Origin of the sequence: Prevotella sp. TF12-30 (genome assembly GCF_003436715.1) — a bacterium.
Lineage (GTDB): Bacteria > Bacteroidota > Bacteroidia > Bacteroidales > Bacteroidaceae > Prevotella > Prevotella copri_A.
The window spans coordinates 1-21,661 of record NZ_QSQJ01000033.1; the positions used below are offsets into that span (position 1 = coordinate 1).

At 47.2% G+C, this 21,661-nt stretch carries 9 protein-coding genes and 1 pseudogene; 2 read left to right on the forward strand and 8 right to left on the reverse strand.

The window, feature by feature from the left end:
* Nucleotides 1-234 precede the first annotated feature (234 nt).
* The gene (locus tag DXD25_RS11725; RefSeq protein WP_117663688.1) at nt 235-1,812 is read left to right on the forward strand and encodes an ATP-binding protein; all 1,578 of its coding nucleotides are present in this window, start codon (nt 235-237) and stop codon (nt 1,810-1,812) included.
* A gap of 241 nt (nt 1,813-2,053) precedes the next feature.
* Nucleotides 2,054-4,495, forward strand: a complete 2,442-nt coding sequence (locus DXD25_RS11730) for an alpha-L-arabinofuranosidase C-terminal domain-containing protein (RefSeq protein ID WP_117663665.1) — start codon at nt 2,054-2,056, stop codon at nt 4,493-4,495.
* A gap of 176 nt (nt 4,496-4,671) precedes the next feature.
* Here the strand turns inward: DXD25_RS11730 and DXD25_RS11735 are convergent, their stop codons facing one another.
* The 8 genes and pseudogenes from DXD25_RS11735 to DXD25_RS11770 form a co-directional block, all read right to left on the reverse strand.
* Nucleotides 4,672-5,976 carry an NCS2 family permease gene (locus DXD25_RS11735; protein ID WP_117663666.1) on the reverse strand — a complete coding sequence of 435 codons (1,305 nt, stop codon included), beginning with the start codon at nt 5,974-5,976 and terminating at the stop codon, nt 4,672-4,674.
* 240 nt (nt 5,977-6,216) lie between these two features.
* Nucleotides 6,217-7,281, reverse strand: coding sequence for a family 43 glycosylhydrolase (locus DXD25_RS11740; protein ID WP_370453419.1), 1,065 nt, complete (start codon nt 7,279-7,281; stop codon nt 6,217-6,219).
* A gap of 138 nt (nt 7,282-7,419) precedes the next feature.
* Nucleotides 7,420-9,114, reverse strand: a complete 1,695-nt coding sequence (locus tag DXD25_RS11745; protein WP_117663668.1) for an arabinan endo-1,5-alpha-L-arabinosidase — start codon at nt 9,112-9,114, stop codon at nt 7,420-7,422.
* Nucleotides 9,115-9,763: 649 nt separating this feature from the next.
* Nucleotides 9,764-11,206: pseudogene (locus DXD25_RS11750) on the reverse strand (hypothetical protein); the annotation flags it as partial.
* Nucleotides 11,207-11,234: 28 nt separating this feature from the next.
* A complete protein-coding gene (locus DXD25_RS11755) occupies nt 11,235-12,992 on the reverse strand; it encodes a RagB/SusD family nutrient uptake outer membrane protein (protein WP_117663669.1) in 1,758 nt (585 codons plus the stop codon).
* A gap of 54 nt (nt 12,993-13,046) precedes the next feature.
* Complete coding sequence (locus DXD25_RS11760) at nt 13,047-16,250, reverse strand: TonB-dependent receptor (RefSeq protein WP_117663670.1); 3,204 nt, start codon at nt 16,248-16,250, stop codon at nt 13,047-13,049.
* Nucleotides 16,251-16,569: 319 nt separating this feature from the next.
* Nucleotides 16,570-19,539 carry a two-component regulator propeller domain-containing protein gene (locus tag DXD25_RS11765; RefSeq protein ID WP_117663671.1) on the reverse strand — a complete coding sequence of 990 codons (2,970 nt, stop codon included), beginning with the start codon at nt 19,537-19,539 and terminating at the stop codon, nt 16,570-16,572.
* A 122-nt stretch (nt 19,540-19,661) separates the two neighbouring features.
* The gene (locus tag DXD25_RS11770) at nt 19,662-21,587 is read right to left on the reverse strand and encodes a glycoside hydrolase family 13 protein (protein ID WP_117663672.1); all 1,926 of its coding nucleotides are present in this window, start codon (nt 21,585-21,587) and stop codon (nt 19,662-19,664) included.
* Between the last annotated feature and the right edge of the window lie 74 nt (nt 21,588-21,661).

The window sequence follows — 21,661 nt, forward strand, 5'->3', positions numbered from 1 at the left end:
AAGAAAAAAATGCAAAAATTTGAAAAACCATAGAATTTACCTCTATTGAATAATAAAACTATCAACCACTTATGATTTGCAATCCGTCGTATAAAAAGGTTCGACTTATCAAACCTGGGGATTTGCAATCCCCCCTGTCAGAAACGATTTACATCTTTTTAATTGCCAAAAACTTGCACAATCCAAAAAATTGCCGTATCTTTGCGGCTAAAGAAAGGAATAGGAGAAATGATTATGGCAAACAATGAATACAGAAAGCTGCCGGTAGGCATACAATCTTTCAATGTTATCAGAGAGGAAGGATACCTCTATGTTGATAAAACTGACATGATTTGGAAATTGGCGAACCAAGGTTTTAAGTATAATTACTTGAGCCGTCCTCGTCGATTCGGAAAATCTGTGCTTGTTGATACGCTCCAGGCTTACTTCGAAGGAAGAAAAGATCTCTTCGAAGGACTGAAAATCATGGAGCTGGAAAAAGATTGGAAACAGTACCCGGTAATTCGACTTGATATGAGCCGAGGGGGAGCAACCGCAGATGAAGTTAAGGCATATCTGGATCAAACGTTTGATGTTTATGAGCAATTATATGGCATCCATATTAAACCAACAGATTCACTGGGAAACCGCTTCGACCTCATCATCAAAACCGCCTATAAGCAAACAGGGCTCAAAGTCGCCATTCTCATCGATGAATACGACTCTCCTCTCCAGCACTCCTGGAAAACTCCCGAGCATGAGGGTTGCACAGACGTATATAGAAGCGTTTTTGCCATTCTGAAGGCTGACGATGCCTACCAGCGTTTCGTCTTCATCACGGGCATTACCAAGTTTACGCAGATTTCTCTTTTCTCGGTACTCAATAACCTGACCAATATCAGTTTTCTTCCAGAATATGCTGCCATCTGCGGCATCACAGAAGAAGAAATCGGACAGAACTTCAAGCCGGAACTGGAAAGAATGGCAGAAGTGAACGGCTGGACTTTGCAGCAAACCCATGATAACCTGAAGGATTACTACGACGGCTACCATTTCAGTCGCAGAAATATGGTGGACATCTACAATCCTTTCAGTCTCCTCAATGCACTTGATACACAAGACCTGAGCTGTTTCTGGGTTTCATCAGGCGCTACCTCCATGCTGCCGAAGTTTGTGGATAATATGGAGCTTCGCTTACGTAATTTCGAACATTGTCCAATCTTACGCAAAACGCTTGAGAGTTCTGATGTAATCAATGGTGGTGCCGAGCTTTTCCTCTATCAGACGGGCTACCTTACCATCAAAAGCAGCGATGAATTTGGCTACTTCCTCGGTTTCCCTAATCAGGAAGTGAAACAGGCTCTTTACGAGGTGGTTCTCCCCACGCTGACAATGCAATCTGAAAGCGATATCATCAGTCTGCAGAGTAGTCTGTTCCGTCAATTGGGTACTGGTGAAATCGCAGATGCTATGAAAACATTGAAAGCATTGGTTGCCGACGTGCCTTACAGCAACAAGAAGCTTGCCTCAATGGATATGGAAGAGCGCTATAGACTCATCATCAGTACCATTCTGAATGCCATCGGACTGAAAGTAGAAGTAGAGCACATGCTTGCCACAGGAAGAATCGACCTCATAGCCCAGACTTCCCGCTACATCTACGTGATAGAACTGAAGCTGAGAAACAATGGCGGCAAGAAGGCTGCCATCCAGCAGATTCAAGAAAACAGATACCTGGAACCTTTCAAGGCTGACAAGCGAAAGGTGATAGGTCTCGGCATAGAACTGGACGAGGAAGGAAAAGGCATATTGGATTGGGGGATTACTTCATAGATTTTCCGTGCATAATCCGAGGAATAATGACACACCCTCACAGAGGATAAAAAGGTGGATTTTCAGCAGAAAATCCACCTTTTACACTATATTCTCCGTTTTGTCCACCTCTTTTCCGTGTATTTTGTGTACTTTTGCGGCTGTGTATGAATCGCAGCAGGAAGTAACTTCCAAAAGCTGCGGCTTCATGCTACCAGCAAATAACAAGCAACAAAATAAAAACAAGCCTAAAAATAAGCAAATGAATAAGAAAAGACAGTTTTTACTTTCGGCGGCTCTCGCCTCTGTTTTGGCAGCCAATGCCCAAGTAACCATCAACGTAGATGCCTCTAACCCAGGCGTCAAGGTTTCACCTAATTTATATGGTATCTTCTTCGAGGATATCAACCATGCTGCTGACGGCGGTCTCTATGCCGAACTCATCAGCAACCGCTCCTTCGAAGATGATGACAAGAACATCCCTACCTGGAAAACTTCCGCCCAGAAAGGTGCAAAAATCCAGACACAACTCATCAACAAGGGTCTGCTCAACAAGGCACAGGGCAAGGCTCTCCAGCTTACCATTGCTGCCAAACCAGCAGCCACAGCCTCTCTCATCAACGAAGGCTTCTGGGGCATCAACGCCGTACAGGGCAGAACCTACAAGCTCTCTTTCTGGGCAAAGGGTAGCTACAAAGGCGGATTGAAGGCTCGTCTCACCAACGCAAAGGGCGACAAGGTGTATGCAGAAACTGCACTCAATGCCAAGATTGGCAAGAAGTGGACCAAATATACAGCAGAACTCACAGCCAATGCCAACGATGCGAAAGCACAGTTTGAACTCGTAGCTGACGGAAAGGGTACCATCGTTCTCGACGTGGTTAGCCTCTTCCCTCCTACTTTCAAGAATCGCGAGAACGGCTTGCGCCCTGATTTGGCTCAGCTTCTCTATAACATCCATCCTAAGTTCGTCCGCTTCCCAGGCGGTTGCTACGTAGAGGGACAGGAGTCTCCGGAGAATGCATTCCACTGGGAGAAGACTATCGGTCCTATCGAGGAGCGTCCGGGACATAAGAACGTAAACTGGCGCTACCGCACCAGCGACGGTATGGGATTCGATGAGTATCTGCAGCTTGCCGAAGATTTGAATGCCAAGCCTCTCTATGTAGTAAACGTAGGTTTGTGGCACGGCGGTATGACTCCTGTGGACAGCATCCAGCCTTGGATTGACGAGTGCATGAATGCCCTGGAGTATGCCAATGGTCCTGTTACCTCCAAGTATGGTGCGCTGCGTGCCAAGAACGGTCATCCGGAACCATACAACATCGAGTATCTGGAGATTGGTAATGAGAACAACCAGCCGGATCCTGCGGCTCAGAGCGACCACTACTACGAGCGCTTCAAGAAGTTCAAGGATGCCGTATTGGCGAAATATCCTAAGATGCATCTCATCGGCAACGTGGTAGCCTGGGGCGATGATAACCCTAAGTGGGAAAGCAACGAGAGCGTAGAGCTGCTCGACGAGCACTACTACAGAAACCCAGCCTGGTTTGCCGAGAACTTCAACAAGTATGATAACTACGACCGCAAGGGCAGCGAGATTTATGTAGGCGAATATGCCGTAACCCAGGGCTTCGGCAATATGGGCTCGCTCGATGCTGCACTCGGTGAGGCTGTCTATATGATGGGCATCGAGAACAATTCTGATATCGTGACCATGGCATCCTACGCTCCTATCTTCGCCAACCTCAACAACCGTATGTGGGCACCGGATATGATTCAATATACATCAGATAAGGTATTCGGAACTCCATCCTACTACGTCCAGAACGTGATGGCGAACAATATCGGTACCCGTGTATTGAAGGTGAATCAGGAGAATCCATACAAGTATGAGCAGACCCAGGTGAAGCCAGCCATCTGCCGTGTGGGAATGGGAACATGGGGCACCCAGGTTTCTTTCGAGGACAAGGGCTACAGCGATGAGAACGGCAAGGCGCTGCCAATGACCTTGCAGGAACTGCCTACCGACATCCGTGGACAGTGGAAGGCTGAGGGTAGCCTCATCAAGCAGACCAGCAACGAGGAGAGCTGCATCCGTCTGAACCCAGGCGAGATTACCAGCAACGGTTATATATATAAGGTACGCGCGAAGAAGGATGCCGGAAACGAGGGTTTCCTCATCATCTTCAACTACGTAGATAAGAACAACTACTGCTGGTTGAACCTTGGTGGCTGGAACAATACCCAGCACGGCGTGGAGTCTATCGTGAATGGTGCCAAGAGTCAGATTGCTACCTGCCCAGGCAAGATTGAAACCGGCAAATGGTATGATATCGAGCTGAAGGTAGTAGGCGACAGCATCTTCGCCAAGTTGGATGGCAAGGAGGTATTCGCTACCAAGTTGAAGGCGAACACCCTTCCTGGCATCTTCTCTACAGCCACACTTGATGAACAAACGGGCGAGGTAATCCTGAAGATTGCGAACACCAGCACCGAGCACACCACAGCGAAGATCAATCTTCAGGGCAAGGAGATCAAGGCTGGCAAGCTCATCCGCCTTTCTGCCAAGAACGGTCTGGAGGAGAACACCATCGACAACCCTACCAACATCTATCCTGTAGAAAACTACGTAACTACAGAGAAGAATGGTGCCACAGTAGAGATTCCAGCCAGCTCTCTGAACATCATCAGATTGAAATAGAAAGATGAAGTAGAAAGATTGAAACAAGAAACAAGCTACATCCAGGGCATCAGCCCTGGATATACCCAATATATTGATACATTTTTTGAATAGTTGATAAGAAAGTTAGTTAGAAAAGAAGAAGGCGGCAATCTGCGTGATGCAGGTTGCCGCCTCGTTTTTATCTATCGCTTCATTTAGCTGAAAACATAATTGAAGAGCAGGAAGACGCTCAGGATATAGAGCGTAAGATTCAGATCCTTGAACTTACCCACCATCATCTTGATAAGCACATAACTCAGGATGCCGAGGCAGATGCCATCGGCGATGCTGTAGCAGAGCACCATCGTAATCATTGTGATGAAAGCAGGGAATGACTCGGAAATATCCTCCAACTCAATCTTCTTGAACGAATCAATCATCAATACACCCACCATTACCAGGGCACCACTGGTGGCTGCACTCGGAATCAGCAGGAAGATAGGAGCCAGGAAGATGCTCAGGATAAACATCAAACCCACAAAGAAAGATGTCAAGCCCGACTTACCGCCCTCGGCAACGCCCGAAGCACTCTCCACATAAGTGGTAATGGTAGAGCTACCCAGCAGGGCACCGGCAGTAGTACCGATGGCATCACTCATCATCGCCTCCTTCACACCAGGAATCTCACCCTTCTCATTCTCCTTGATACCCAACTTGGAAACCAATCCCAGAACCGTTCCGATGGTATCGAAGATGTTGACAAGCAACAGGGAGAATACCACCATGAACATCTTTGGGGTAAAGAAGCCCGTGAAATCAAACTGGCAGAAGATAGGAGCTATGCTGTGAGGGGTAGATACCGGCATCCAGTTGTCAGAGAACTGGGTTACGCCCATCGGAATACCAATCAAGGTAGAGATGATGATGGCGATAAACAAAGAGCCCTTCACTCTTCTCGCCATCAGACAGCCACAGAGCAGGATGCTGATGAGACCCAGGATGCTGACTGGTGTAAACTTGCCGAGCTGCACGAAAGTATCAGCATTCGCAGTAATGATGCCCGCATTCTTCAAACCGATAAAGGCGATAAACATACCGATACCTGCCGATATGGCAAAGCGGAGGTTTTTCGGAATGCACTCCAATATCTTGTCACGGATATTGAGGAAGGTGATGGCAAGGAAGATGATACCCTCTACGAGCAATACTGCCAAAGCCTGCTGCCAGGTCAAGCCCATTGCCTGACAAAGGGTGAAGGCGAAGAAGGCGTTCAGTCCCATGCTGGGAGCCTGGGCAAAAGGCAGTTTTGCCATGAAAGCCAGCAGGAAGGTGGCAATGGCAGAAGCGATGGCTGTGGCAGTAAAGAGAGCCCCCTTGTCCATGCCTGTGGTGGCAAGGATGGTAGGGTTTACTGCCAGGATGTAACACATGGTCAAGAAGGTAGTCATACCAGCTATCAATTCCGTCTTGACCGTAGTAGTCTTCGGGTCGAAGCCCAATAATGCTTTTAATTTATTCATTTCTTATATTGCGATTGATTTTCTCTTTTTTTCTCTATTTTCTCTTCCCCATTTCCACAACCCAATCCCATTGTTTTTTCGGGGCGAACAAAGATAAGAAAAAATAATGAAGAATGCCTTATTTTACATGTTTTTAACTACACAGAACGCCTTATTTTACAAGTTTCCGGATTTTAATATGCTGCCATATCATACAGAAGGCAAGCGACTGGTAAAAATCGGTATCAGCTTCGACATATCTTATTCCAGCGTCAACCAGCCATCTTTTGTCCAGTTGATTTTCTTCTGAACCAGGATGCTGGCACCATTCTTCGGCACGCTGTAACCATGGCAGAAGAAGAAATCGCCATCAGGGAAGGAGTAGGCAGAACAATGCCCCATCGCCTCATATTCCTTCTTGTCGCCTTCCAGCAGCAGGGTGCCACCGCCATTGCGCATATCCTTGCCTTCTTTATCCAAATAAGGACCAGCCACCTTCCTGCTCCTGCCTACGGCAACACGATAGGTACTCTTCATACCCTGGCAGCAGTAATCCCAACTGACGAAGAGATAGTAATAACCACCATGCTTCATGATGAAAGGAGCCTCGATGGCATTGGTGCCGGCATCACGGGAGGTAGGATTGGTAGGCACATCCATCTGATTGAGCGCATAACGGCGGGCAATGGTCTGAGGCTTGGCGCCCTTCTTCACATGCATCGTCTTCTTGTCTAAAGGAATAAGCTGGATACCATCCCAGAAAGAACCCCAGGTAAGCCAAGGCTTTCCCTTCTCATCAATCACAAAATTCGGATCAATGGCATTCCAGTTGTCTCTACCACCCTTTGAAGATATGAGGCAGCCCTCATCCTTCCATCCATCAGTATCGGCGAGCGAAGAATTGCTCAGCAATCCGATGGCAGAGGTGTTCTTGCCGAAAGTAGAACAGGAATAAGCCATATACCACTTATCCTTATACCTGATGACATCCGGTGCCCAGGTATGACTCTCATATCCCGGTACACTATCGTGCGTCCATGCCGGAAAAGCACCACGAGCCTCATCCTTCAATACACCCTGCGGATTCAGAGTCCAGTGCTGGCGGTCGGTAGAAGTCATCTGAGCCACTCCATGACCCGTGCAATAGAGATAGTACTTGCCATTCTCGTAAGCCATCACGGGATCATGAACCATTGGTGTATCCACAACAACTGGCTGTGGAAGAGCCGTTTGCGCCTTTGCGGAAACGGCGAAAACGGCACAAGCCGCCATTATGGGTATGGAGAGAACCCATACTCTTATATCTTTAATCAAAAAATTTTTCATACGTTTTTTGTTATTGTTTATAGAATTACTTACTATATTGAGTTATTAAAAAAGGGAGCTGAATGCTTCACAGCTTAGCTCCCCCTTATTCTGTCAAAAACCGCAGATGCGGCAAAACATTAAAACTAACTAAAGATCTTAATTCTTTTTTCCCCAATAGCTTCTGTTGCCACTCACACCCGAGTAAACGATGGTAACCTTGCGAGGACTTGCCTCCCAATCTACCTCACGCTGAACCTTCAGCTTGGTAGTACCGATGGTCAATGTGTTGGAAGAAGCATCGAAGCTCCATGCCTTGACATTGCTCCAGGCAGAACCACCCTCCATCACGCCATTACTGCTGAGCTTGAAGGTCTTGCTGGTCTTCTGCTTGCCATACTCATAAGAGAGTTCGATACCTTCCCAGGTTCCCTCCAGTTCGCTGGCGGTGATTGTCGCCTGTGGAACAGCTCCATAACGCTCAGGCATCACGACTGGCCATCCGTTGCTATCCCACTGAATAGAACGCACGCCACCCATCATGATGGCATTGCTGGCAGCAATACCTGCAACATTGGCAGGCATACGCTGCTGGGAAACATAATACCAGTTGCCTGCACCATCATCAAATACGGCACAGTGACTGATACCTACCCAACCGCTTCCTGCGCTGAACTTGTAAGGATGAGTCAGCACGGTAGGTTCCTCATTGGCACCCTTGGCAGCATCGGTAATCTTACCATTCATGGTCTCATACGGACCATCCACGTTCTTGGAACGGAGCACACGGGTATTGTAAGGAACATCCAGGGCATCGTAAGCAACGAAAAGATAATAATAGCCATCATGATATATTATCTCCGGAGCCTCGGAACCCTGCCAACGGTTATTCAACGTACGTGTAAAGATGGTCTTTCCGTAAGCAGCGATTTCATCGGCTGTACCCCATGGGTTAGGCAAGGCAGCCTTGGTCTTACCCGTATTGGCATCAAGCTCCACAGCAGCGAAACCACTGTGCCAGGAACCATATATCAGCCAATGCTTTCCTTCTGGAGTGATGATGTAAGTAGGGTCGATGGCATTATACTTGAAATAGCAGTTTGCCCAATTATCTGATTTTACCTTGAAATTCAATCCCTTGTCAGAAGCGTTGGTGATGACATATCCCTTATCTTCCCATTTGTTGGAAGCCGGATCGCTGGTCTCCATCAGTCCGATGAAGGCGCGTTCACTCCAGGTTCCGTCACCATTGATGGTGCCAGGACAGGTGATGGCATAATACATACGGTAGAGATGGTCGTTGACCTTGCGCACGCATGGAGCCCAGAAACCAAAGTCCAGGTCATTGGCGAAATAGCTGTCAGGACGTTCAGCCACTCCCATGCCCTTGCGGAATTCATTGAGTTTTGTCTTTATCCAGGAAGGCAAGCCCACCATGGTGGCTCCTACAAATTCCCAATCTACGAGATTCTTGGAGCGGCGGCAGAAGAAGTGCCCGTGCTTGTTGCTGTTGCGGATATCCTTCTGATGTGCATTGCCATAGCTGGCATCAGTCTGATACATATAATAATATCCATCAGATGCCTTCACCACCGTAGGATCGTGCATATTGGCAAGATTCCACTTCGAGCGCTGTGTCCAGGCAGCCACCGATGTATAATTATCATCATAGGTAGGACATTTGTAATTAGCCAGTTCCTCTGCTGTCTGATCACCAGGAGTTGGTGTAGGTGTAGGGGTTGGTGTAGGTGTAGGAGTTGGATTCACAGGAATCTCCGGATCATCACTGCTACTGCTGCATCCTACCATCAGCGTACAAGCCAGCAAAAGGGCAAATATATGAAGCTTTTTCATTTTTCTTTTCGTTTAGTTAGTTTTATAATCTTCTTTTCTGAAAAAAGGCAGACCTATGGGAATGTGTTTCCGCATAGGTCATGCCTTATCATACTATTTCAAAAATCTCTTATCTGCGATGTGCACGTGAGTAATGCTTGCGTGCTGATGCAAATGAAGAATTGGCAAATGGTAAATCGAATACCAGATGAGCCTTTTCTATGGTGAGCTTGAACGCCAGGTCATTGGCATCGATGTTGTTGATGCCATTATAGGTCTGGGTGTAGGTTACACCATTGTTGCCTATCATGGTTGCCTTGATGTTGGCTGTACCATTACCTACATTGGTTACAGAGAGCTGAACCTTGGCACCATCCATAGCGGCAAGCCAAGCACCCCAGTCTTCCCATGAGCAGGCATGAGAACATGCATCATATCCAGCCCCCCAACCATAATTGTCGGCACGAACGGCAGCATACTCCTTGTCGTTTGCCTTGTTGACAAGCACAGCTACAAAGTTGTGCCAGTTAGAACCACCAGCTGTGTAGTTGACGAACTGAGTAGAAACGGTCTTGCCTGCAGGAACATCAAACACATTAGAGAGAGCTCCGAAGAAAGCAGAAGTATTGTCCTCATTACCGATGACGGTATCAAACTCCAGGTGAGCCTTCTCAAGAGAGAGCTTGACAAAGAAATCGTTGGCATCTACGCCAGAGATTCCTGTGTAGCCCATGTGATACTTATGACCATTGGCTGCAACGATATCGTACTTGATATCTACAGTACCATCACCATTGTTGGTTGTATAGAGAGTAACCTTGGCGCCATCCATGTCAGCAAGCCATGTAGCCCAATTTTCAGGAGCACCGAAAGGAGTTGCCTTGCCGTCATAAGCTGTACCCCAACCGTAGCAGTCGGCACGGGTAACACCGTATTCTGTTCCAGCACCGTTTACCATTACAACGAGGAAGTTTTCCCAGTTATTACCACCATTGGTATAGTTGGTAAACTGCATCACCTGAGTCTCATGAGGAGCTACCTTTACTGGATCTGACAGAACACCGAAGAATGGAGTTGAGTTGTCGGTAGCACCCAGGCTGTTGAACATCTTATCTACCACGCTGAACTGAGCCTGACCTGCAATAGGAGTACTGCAGTTCTCGTTCTTGAATGTCTTGTTGTAGATAGCAACGAGTGTCTTCACACCTACCTGATCCATATTAGGAACAGCCACAAATCCGAGTTCAGCAGCAGGAACCTCCTTGGTGATACCAGTCTCGAATGTGATGGTAGCAGAAACGTTGGCCATTGCATCCTCAAGAGATGTACCAACCAAAACCTTCTTAGGAACAGAGTGCAACTCCATAGAAAGAGGCTGCTTATCCTCTGCAGAAGTGAAACCACCGATTGGCTCGAGGTTAGACTGGAGGAAGTTGATGTATGAACCTTCCGGTACAAGGAATGCACGGATGTTGGTATCGCTTGCATCAGGATTGAGATTTGGAAGAGGGGTTGACTGCTTGTATGTCTTGGTTACTGTACCATTGGTAATCTTGACGCTGAAGGCATTAGGGTCTGAGCGGTCAACAGTAACAACGACTGTACCACCGAGCTTCTGTACGCCTTCGTCGGTATCAGTTTCAAAAGTAAGATCACTTACTACACCACTTCTATCAATATAATCACCCCACTCAGAGTTACCGCTAGGCTGATTATCGAAACGAATAGCTCCATACTCCTTATAGTTAGCGCCACCACGATCATCATCACTAGCAAGGATGAGGGCGAAGTTCTTGAAGGTATTAGGAGCCGATGGGTTGATGTTCAGATTGAACACGGCATTCCAGGTCTTGCCCTCAGGTATGACATAATACTTAGAGAAGGCAGTCCAGAAACCAGAAGAATAGTCAGTAGCACCAACGGTGTAAACATCCTCCTCACCTTCTGGCAATGCATTATTATTGCCCTTAGCAGCATTGATGGAGTCAATCTTCTCTGAAATCCAATCAGGAGAGTTAACACTGAACATGTCACTTCCCTCGCATCCTGTCAATGCAGTCAAAGCCATTGCTGCCACGCAGAAGACAGATGCTATTTTATTTAGGTGTTTCATATTTTATATATTCTATATTGTAATATTGTTACTTGCCCAAGTTTACTACTGGGTGAACTGTCCAACCTCTTCCGAAGAAATCAGTAGAGTTGTCTGTATTGGTATTCGCAGAGTTACCAGTCAGGTTAGGGTTATCGTTCAGCAAGCCCTGATAGATTGGCAGGAACTCATGACCCGGTACGTATGTATCGTAAGAGCTCTTCACCTCAGGATCAACACCTACCAAAGAGTAGCTTACCGGCTCCTTAGCCTTGTATGGAGAACGGCGGAAGGTTCCGTGTTCCTTCAACTGAGCCAAACGACCCTGATCATAGAAGAATCCCCAACGAATCAAATCGTAACCACGACCATACTCGCAACCGAACTCCTTAGGACGCTCTACATTGGCAATCTGCTCGAAGAGCTTATCCTTGGTATCGAAATCAGAGAGGCTCAAATCCTTCAGGCTGGCACGCTCACGAACCTGATTGATCCAGTCGATAGCCTGCTGTGTAGGACCATTTACCTCGTTCTCGCACTCTGCAGCACGAAGCAATACATCTGAGTAACGCATCATACGGAGGTTGATACCGCAATGAAGACCTGTAGTAACCTTGTCATAAAGGTTGGTACGGAAATTAGTCCACTTAGCGATAGGGAGACCACCATAGTTGTTGTTGGTGATGATGGTATCATTAGGAGTCATTTCACTCTTGTAAGCTACGTTGCCATTCTCGAAACCAATCCAGTCAGACTCGTAGGTACCGATAGTCCAGTAGAGACGAGGATCGAGCTTGCCATCCTTGGTACGCTCCTGCTTGAAGAGGTTGTACAACCATGGAGATGCAGAGAGGTCTGCCCATCCACCGAATCTACCAGGAGCGAAGTTAGACTCTACGGCATGACCCTGTGTAGCGTTAGGACTGGTATTGACAGGAGTCCACTCATCATCCACACCCTGTGAACCGTAGTCGAGATACTGAATCTCGAAGAGGCTCTCGTCATTGTTCTCGTAAGCAGAACCCTCACGGAAGTTGTCGCCATAGTTGGCCATCAGCTTGTAAGAGCCATACTTCTTGTTCATGATGTCCTTGAGTACAACGAGTGCATCGCTATACTTATGGCGCTGCATCAAGGTACGGGCATAGTAGCCGGCAGCAGCACCACAGGTAGCACGACCCTTTGCCCACTCGCCACCTGCATCACGGGAAGGAAGAAGAGTCATTGCCTCAGCGAAATCCTTCTCCACCTGGTCGAGCACATCATCGTAAGTACTGTTCTTGCCATAGAGACCATCCAGAGTAGAATAGTTGGCATAATCAGTAATCAGCGCAGGATTCTGGTAATATCCTGCCAATGTATAATATGAATAACCGCGGAGGAAGAGTGCCTGTCCCTTGATTCGCTTCATGCTTTCGCTGAGCGAAGCATCATCGCCTGTAGTACGTGAAAGAATGAAGTTACATACATTAATAGTATAGTAAGCCTCACGCCAAGGCCACATAGAGATTTCATCTGTCACTGGGTCATTCATATCATCGAATGGCATGTACCATACCTGTGATGAGTTCCATACCTCATCGCCACGTGTTACATCGAGGGTATAACCCACACGTGCCGAAGAACCTTCCATACGAATATGGTTGTATGCTGCAATAACGCACTCTTCCAAATCATCAGCATTGAAACCGAAGGTTCCGGTGGTCTGCTGGTTAGGATTGTTAACATCCAACTTGTCCTCGCATGAGGTGGTAGCCATTGCACCGAGGCCAAGGAAGAGAGCTAATGATAATTTATATAGTTTCATATCAAATGTTCTTTTAAATAATAATTCTCGTAGTTTTCCTTATCTCTTAAACTATTAGAATGTGAAGTGGAGACCTGCCATAAATGTTCTGGCACTTGGGAAAGAGCAGAAGTTGTAACCTGGGGTAAAGGTACCGCCGGCATAGTCCACATTATATCCATGATAGCCTGTGAAGGTGTAGAGGTTCTGTGCTGATACATAGAGACGTACACCGCTGACATATCCACCAAACCACTTGTCTGGGAAGTTGTAGCCCAACTCTACGTTGGCAATCTTCCAGTAAGCTGCATTCTGAATCTTGCGAGAGCTGAAGAGGTCGTTCCATGCCAATGTTGCATTGTTGGCAGCGTAGGTACGTGGAACACTTGAAAGGTAGGTACCATCCTCTGACCAGCGGTTGGCATCCAGCATGCCTACTTCCTTGTTACCATAGCCGTAGCAAGAGTTCAAGCTATTATAGATATCATCTGATACGTGATAGTTCAATACTCCGTAGGTAGAAATGTTGAGGTCGAATCCCTTATACTCCATGTGGGTGCTCAAACCGAAGTTCACCTTTGGAAGACCACTGCCCAATACGGTCTGGTCGTATGCATCGATTACACCATCAGGAGTTCCTTCTGGACCAGAAATATCCTTATAGAGGCAATCACCTACATTAACACCCTGCTGGGTAGCGTGGTTGTCGAGATCTGCCTGTGTACGGGCGATTCCCTCGTAAACCCAACCATAGAACTGACCGATCTCCTGACCTACGTAGGTAGCGTATGCACCAGAGATGTAAGAGTCCTTACCGATACCCAGAGAAGTTACCTTGTTCTTCAAGGTACTCAAGTTGGCACTGATGTCATACTTGAAGGCGTGGTCACGGTTGCGATAGGTTGCGCTGAACTCGAAACCGCTGTTCTCCATAGAGGCAGCGTTCATGGTAACAGAGGTGTTGGATACACCAGTCTGTGCAGGAACAGGAACAGAGTAAAGCAAGTCCTCTGACTTATTCATATACCACTCAGCAGTGAACTCCAGGCGGTTGTTGAACATCGCGAGGTCGATACCCACGTTGGTAGTCTTCTTCTTCTCCCATGCGATATCGTTGTTCACAAAGGTAGAAACGGCAGAACCGGTTACAGGACTGTTGCCGAAGCTGTAAGTCATGTTGTTACGGTTCATGGTAGCCATATACTGGTACTCACCGATATTCTCGTTACCGAGCTCACCGTAGCTGGCACGAATCTTGAACATATTAACGATATCCTGACTGATTGGGAAGAACTTTTCCTTATCGAAGCGCCAGCCCAAAGATACAGATGGGAAGGTTGCCCAACGGATGTTCTTGCTCAAGCGGGAGCTACCATCACGACGTACTACTGCAGAAATCAGGTACTTCTCAGCATAGTTATAGTTCAAACGACCTACGTAAGAAGCCAAGCTATGCTTGTACTCGTATGACTCTGAGTAAGTGTTCTTGGCATTCTGAAGCTGGAGGAAGTATGGCTCTGTGAAGTTGATACCCCAACCTGTCAAGAGGTTGGTGTTCTCTTCCTCGTAAGTCATACCAGCGAGCAGGTTGATGTTGTGCTTACCGATTGTTCCATTGTAGGTAATGGTATTCTCAACCAAGGCGTCGCTGTAGTTGCGTGAGCCCTTGGTAAGACGCTCGTTCTCCTTGGCAAGATATACACGGTTGCTCTGAATCCAGGAAGGAATCCAGGTCTTATCCTTTGCCTCTGTCTTGCTGTAAGAGAGGTTTACATTATAGTGAAGACCATGGTTCTTGCTCTTGATACCTACCATGCCCAACAAATCTACATCGGCAGAAGCGGTACCTACGAAGCGGTCAACCAAGGTGTTGCGCTGCAGGAGGTTATTAACCAGCAATGGGTTGGATGCAGAGATGTCACCATGTACGCTGTCATAGTAAACACCATAACCGTATGCATCGTAGCGATAACCGTTGGCAGCACCTACCTTGTCATCGAGAACCCATGTTGAGTTATCGTAAGCCTTGATAGTTGGCTGCATCAGAAGTGTACCACGGAGCACGTTGGTTACATCACCATAAAGACCCTGAACATACTCTGAGGCATTGGAAAGACCCATGTTGTCCTGGTTAGAGTGAGAATAAACCATGCTGGTGCGGAACTTCACGAACTTGGTGTCCATGGTGTTGTTCACACGGGCTGTGTAACGCTCGTAGTTAGGACCTGCACCCTGCAATGTACCCTTCTGGTTATAGTAGTCGAGAGATACATTATAAGTACTGTGAGAGCTACCACCGCTGAGGGCTACGTTGTGATTCTGGCGGATACCAGTCTTGAATACTTCGTCAAACCAATTTGTATTGGTAGCATCCTGGAAGTGATACTTGCCATCCTCGCCCATCTTGTAACCACCAGGCAGAGGAGTGTTGGAGTTAGAACAAGCCTGACCCAGGTAGTTGCTATACTGGTCGGCGTTCATCACGTCATATACATCGCCAGGAATCTGGTCAACACCGAAGTAACCAGAATAGTTCACCTTCAGAGGCTGGTCTTTCTTACCATTCTTGGTAGTGATGATAACGACACCATTAGCTGCACGAGAACCATAGATGGCACCCGCAGAAGCATCCTTCAAGATCTGGATGGTCTCAATATCATTAGGAGAGAAATCACGGATAGTGGTACCCATTGGCACACCATCGATGACATAAAGAGGAGCAGTGCTACCGAAAGAACCGATACCACGGATACGTACGCTTGGGTCGGCACCTGGCTGACCATCGGATGTAATCTGCACACCAGCTACCTTACCTTCGAGCATGGTAGAGATGTTGGAGTTAGATACCTTCTTCATCTCCTCTGCATTGACGATAGCTACAGAACCGGTAAGGTCTGCCTTCTTCTGAGTACCATAACCCACTACAACAACCTGTTCGAGCAACTGATTGTCTGAAGAAAGCTGGATAGGTTCGAGGATAGCGCGTCCGCGAACGGCAATCTGGCGCTCCTTGAAGCCCAAATAGCTAACCAAAAGAGTAGCGTTAGCTTTTACTTTGATCTCGAAGTTACCATCGAGGTCAGTTACAGCACCGGTCTTGGCATCCTTGGTCTTCACTGTTGCACCAATCAGAGGTTCACCCTGATCATCTACAACCTGTCCCTTGACTGTAATCACCTGGTCCTGTGCTACAGCGGCCATAGCGGTCATCGGGGTTACGAAAGAAGCACCACCGACAGCTCCTAGGCATAGCATCATAGAGAATAATTGTTTCCTCATTGCTTAAAACTTTTTAGGTTTATGATTTTGTTTATTCTAATTTTCTTTGGTTTGTTAATTTTCAAACGGTTTGTTTGTTACTGCAAATCGGTTTGATCGTTAATTTTCGGTGGCAAAAGTACAATTAATCACTATTAAGTAGGTGGACAAACGTAAATAATAGGTGGACAAACCGCATAAACAGTAGATTTTTCCGTTTATTACACACTTATCCACTAGTTGTGCACCCGCACATACAAAGCAAGGAGTCGCTTGACTTAAATCAAGTGACTCCTTGTTGTATTTTGGTTTCTTAACAATTATACACTTCCAAACACACCTACTCGTCGAGCGAATCCTTATAGGAAGAAGGTGACACACCATACTGCTTGGTAAAGCAACGGGTAAAATACTTCGGATCATTGAAGCCCACACGATAGGCTATTTCCGTGATGTTCCGGTTTGCCACTTTTTCTGTAATCATCTTCTTCGCGATGTCGAGACGATAGTTGCGGATAAACTGGGCGGTAGGCTGACCAGCCTCAGCATTCAGCATCTTACTGAGCACACTGCGGTTCATCCGCATTTCATCAGCCAACTCCTGCACACCGAACTCCGAGTTATCGTAGTTCTTCTCCATCACCTCCATCACGATATCCATAAACGGACGCTCCTTTTCGGCTACCTGTTTCCTGTCTGCCTCTATCGACTTCTTCTGACTATCCTGATAGCGCTTCTGGTTCTCCAGAATCATCTGGATGCGACTCTGCAACTTGCCCGGTTCATCACTATCCTTCAGAGCAGCCTCTATCGGACGATAGAGTTCCTCCACCTCGCGTTCGCGCATCTTCTCCAGTCTGCTGGTATAGATGTAGAGCAGGAAGGCGATGAAGGCTATCACCATCAAGGAGACAAACCACCAGCTCTTCCAGAAATAAGGAGTCACCTTAATATCTACTGAAATAACCTGCTCCTTATCGGAATCGAAGGAAGGAATATACTTCACTTCAAACTGATAGCTGCCCGCTGGCAAGGTGGAATAGCGTACACTGTGCTGTCCCGGTTTCAGCTGAACCCAATCATTCTCATATCCCTTCATGCGATAGAGATATACACCCAGACTCTCGCTGCCATAGTTCAAGGCAGAAAAGAAGATCGTAAACGACTTGTCGCTCTCATGGATGCACAACCTTTTGGCAATGGATATATCATCGTCCAGATAATCACTGCCGGCAAACACCGGCTGGTTATCTACCAGAAGTTCGGTAAAACGCAGTCTGGCTAAGTTATGAACCGCATGGTTCACACCCGTAACCGCCATCAATCCCTCATCGGTACCCAGGTAAATCTTACCCTTGGCATCACGGATGGCACCATTGAAATAGAACTGCGAACTGAGCAGTCCGTCCTCACGGGAATAACTGCTGAAGGTCTCGGTCTTCGGATTGAAGATGGAGAGTCCATTATCCGTGGCTATCCATAACATACCCTGGTTATCCTCTACAATACCCTTCACGGTATTGTTGGCTAATCCATTATTCGTGGTGAAGGACTTCACGTATGTCTTTCCCTCCTTATTATAATTATAGCAATACAAGCCGTAGCCATTGCTGCCCAGCCAGATCTTGCCATCCTTCGCCAGACAGAAAGAGAGAATCTTGTCTATCACGCCACTCTCTGGGGCATCCAACTTATACGGATGATATTCGACGGCAAACTCGCCCTTTCCACGAGAACGGGACTTCAGATTGATCTCCACCATACCCTGCACACATCCCATCAGGAGCTTGCCATCTGGTGTAATCAGGTTTCCGATGCAGCCACGCACATTCAGACAGCCCTTGAAAGGCTCAATCAACTGCTGACGCTTCAAATCGTAGAAGAAGAGACCATCATTGGTTCCCAGCCACATACCATCATTGATAGGATCATACACCAGTGCTCCTGCAAAATTCAGGAAAGGCTGATGCTTGGCATCTACCACAAGAGGAATGATCCTGCCCGGCTGCTGGAGATTCATCACAGCAATGCCCGTCCCCCAGGTGCCTATCCACAGATTCCCCCGGTTATCGGCAGCAAGCGTGGAAACACTGTTGTGGGGCAAACCGGAATTTGCCATTGTATAATGGGTAAAGTTCCTGCTGCCTGGAGCCAGAGCATTGAGTCCGCCCTCTACGGTTCCTACCCACAGGGTGCCATCCGGGGCTGCATACATCGCATTCACCGCATTCGGAGAAAGACTGGCAGGATTCGCTGCATCGTGCTTGAAAAATTCCAGTTGCAACTGGCGTGGTGCCAACTTGGTGATACCACCTGTTTCGGTACCTACCCAGATCTGTCCATCCTTAGACAACAAGCTGTTTACAAAGTTGCTACTCAACGGATTCACACTGCTACAATTCCAATGCTCGATCATACCAGTCTTATCATCTATAATATCCACACCACAGAGAGTACCCACCAGAAGCTTATCATCCTCTGTGATGGCAAGACTCGTTACCACCTCATGCTGGAGTGAATGATCGGTTGCCGAACAGTGGAATTCCTGCTTGGCGCTGTTAAACAAGCCACGATTGGTAGCCAACCAGATTTTTCCGTGATAAGATATGACGGCTCCCGCATAACGGGAATCGAGTTTAGGGAACAGAGAAGATATATTCTTAGCCACCAACTGATTGTTCTTGACCGAGAATTCACTCACTACTCCATTGTTACACATCACCACCGTGCCATTGCGATACACATCGCAAAGGCCGAGGTCAGGAGCATTGAATGGATAATCAATAAATAAGACACTATTCACCTCGCCCTTCTCATTGAAGGAGATTCGGGTTAGAAGATTGATGGATAGCATCCATACATTGCCCTTGGCATCGCAATACATTCGGGTGCAAAGGTTCTTGAGTGCCTTGTTGAGCTGAGCTTCTACCTTTTCATTCTCACAAGGTGGAATGATGGGCTGCATCGTCTTGAGGTCGAGCACCTGCGGACCTTCCTCGAAAGCTATCCAAAGGCGCTTGAAATGATCTTCATACACATTGCGGCAGCTATTGCTTCGCAGACTGATACCGGATGAGCCCAGATTGAAGTTCATATAATTGAATCCATCATAACGTACCAGTCCACCACCATGCGTACTGATCCAGACGAAACCGTATGAATCCTGGAAAATATCATCCGCAAAATTATTAGGCATTCCTGCCGCCATATTGAGATAGCTTACATTAAAGCGACTAGGAAGGCTGCCTTGCGCAAAACTGCTCAAGGTTATGAATAATGCTGCTATCAGGGAAAGAATGTATCTAGTCATTAATTTCTTTTATACCATCTGCTTGCAAAAGTACGAAGAATATTTGAAACAAAAGAATAAATACAAGAAAAAAGTGCCTATCAGTGTAAAAATACACCGTTAGGCACTTTCTTGAGTTTTTTCTAGAATTCGAGTATCATAGTCTGGCGAGGACGAAGCTTCACGTTCTTGTTGATCAGAACGGTACGGCCATTCGTTACATCCGTAGCCTTCTCTGCATTGCCGATAATCTCTGCATAGCGGGAAACATTCAGTTCATTGGCTTCCTTCTTGCCATTGATGATGGTCATCACGGTCTTTCCCTTATACTGGCGGGCAATGACATATACACCCTTCTGCGGACAGAACTGGGTCTGCTTACCTTTGGTGATGACCTCGTTGCCCTGACGCCAATGCAATAATCGGCTGAGCCAGTCGAACATTTGGTTTTCAGCCTGTGTTCTTCCTTCGGCAGTAAAGGCATTGTGCTTGTCACCTGCCCAACCGCCAGGGAAGTCCTTGCGGACATTGCCATCGGTTACGCTCTTGGTACCATTCATCAACACCTCGGTTCCGTAATAGAGCTGTGGGGTGCGGTTGACGGTAAGGAGAAGTGCCAGCGCCTGCTTCAATGCCAGGGTATCCTTGCCTTCACCCAGGAAGCGGTCGGTATCGTGATTCTCTACGAATGCCATCACGCTCTTTGGGTTCGGATAGAGATAGTCGTAGCAGAACACGTTGTAGATGCGGTTCATACCGTTCCACCAATCATCAGTCTCCTCGTTCTTCGCACTGTTGATGCGGTCGAAGAAGGCGAAATCCATCACGGTTGGCAGATAACTGTTCTTTTCAGAGAGCTTGCTATCCTTTTGCCAGGCAGCAGTATAGGCAGGCTCGGTCACCCAAGTCTCACCCACGGTATTGAAGTGAGGATATTCCTCGCCCAGCACCTTCATCCAGTGTGCCATCGCATCACGGTCGGCGTATGGATAGGTATCCATGCGGATGCCGTCGATGCCCACGGTCTCTATCCACCACTCACTGTTCTGAATCAGATATTTGATGACGTGCGGATTGCGCTGGTTCAAATCTGGCATACTTGGCACAAACCAGCCATCTACGGTTTCCGTGAGATCTACCTTGCTGGCGTATGGGTCGAGCACAGGAGTCAACTTATAACTGGTCTGCAGATACTTGTCATTCACCTTAGCAGCACCATCCACGGTACCTATCTTCTTCTGATGTTCCGGTGTCTGATTTTCCGGAGCAAGCCATTCTGGAGCATTGAACCAATCCTTCGATGGCATATCGACTACCCAAGGATGATCGAAACCGCAATGGTTGAAAATCATATCCATCACCACCTTCAATCCCTTCTTGTGAGCCTCAGCAGTAAGCTGCTTGTACTCCTCGTTGGTACCGAAGCGTGGATCTACACGATAGTAATTGGTGGTAGCGTAACCATGATAGGTACTGTTCTTGCCATCATTAGGACTGTCATTCTCCAAGACCGGAGTAAACCACAGGGCGGTTACGCCCAACTGGTTGAAATAATCCAGATGCTGGCGGATTCCCTCCAGGTCGCCACCATGACGAAGACTTGGTGCCGTGCGGTCGCAGGTCTTGTCACGCATGTTCTTGAATGCATCGTTCTTCAGATTGCCATTGGCAAAACGGTCGGGCATCAGCATGTAGAGCACATCCTCGTTAGAGAAACCGATGCGCTTGTCACCCGCCATCTCACGGTTCTTCAACACATACTTCACCTTTTTCGACTGCTTGCCCTGCTTGAAGTTGAGTGTCATCTCTCCAGCCTTGGCACCATCGAGATTGAGATATACAAGGAGATAGTTAGGAGAATCGAGGCGGGCGATGCTATCCACCTTCACACCCGGATAATCCACAGAGACATCAGCATTCTTGATATCCTTGCCATACACCATCAGCTGGAGCGAAGCATCCTTCATGCCCACATACCAGTCGGTAGGTTCAATGCGGCTTACGTTGACTGTCGCGTTCATACTTATTGCGCTACCCATAAGCACTAATGAAGCTATTATCTTTTTCATAATTACACCTTATTATATATATAGACTATTCTTATACCTTATTATATATATAGACATTTCTTATACCTTATTAT

Excerpts from the sequence above, each read along its gene's own strand:
- DXD25_RS11735 (WP_117663666.1), bottom strand. The coding sequence starts at position 5,976 with ATGAATAAATTAAAAGCATTATTGGGCTTCGACCCGAAGACTACTACG.
- DXD25_RS11755 (WP_117663669.1), bottom strand. The coding sequence starts at position 12,992 with ATGAAACTATATAAATTATCATTAGCTCTCTTCCTTGGCCTCGGTGCA.
- DXD25_RS11740 (WP_370453419.1), bottom strand. The coding sequence starts at position 7,281 with ATGAAAAATTTTTTGATTAAAGATATAAGAGTATGGGTTCTCTCCATA.
- DXD25_RS11745 (WP_117663668.1), bottom strand. The coding sequence starts at position 9,114 with ATGAAAAAGCTTCATATATTTGCCCTTTTGCTGGCTTGTACGCTGATG.
- DXD25_RS11760 (WP_117663670.1), bottom strand. The coding sequence starts at position 16,250 with ATGAGGAAACAATTATTCTCTATGATGCTATGCCTAGGAGCTGTCGGT.
- DXD25_RS11765 (WP_117663671.1), bottom strand. The coding sequence starts at position 19,539 with ATGACTAGATACATTCTTTCCCTGATAGCAGCATTATTCATAACCTTG.
- DXD25_RS11770 (WP_117663672.1), bottom strand. The coding sequence starts at position 21,587 with ATGAAAAAGATAATAGCTTCATTAGTGCTTATGGGTAGCGCAATAAGT.
- DXD25_RS11730 (WP_117663665.1), top strand. The coding sequence starts at position 2,054 with ATGAATAAGAAAAGACAGTTTTTACTTTCGGCGGCTCTCGCCTCTGTT.
- DXD25_RS11725 (WP_117663688.1), top strand. The coding sequence starts at position 235 with ATGGCAAACAATGAATACAGAAAGCTGCCGGTAGGCATACAATCTTTC.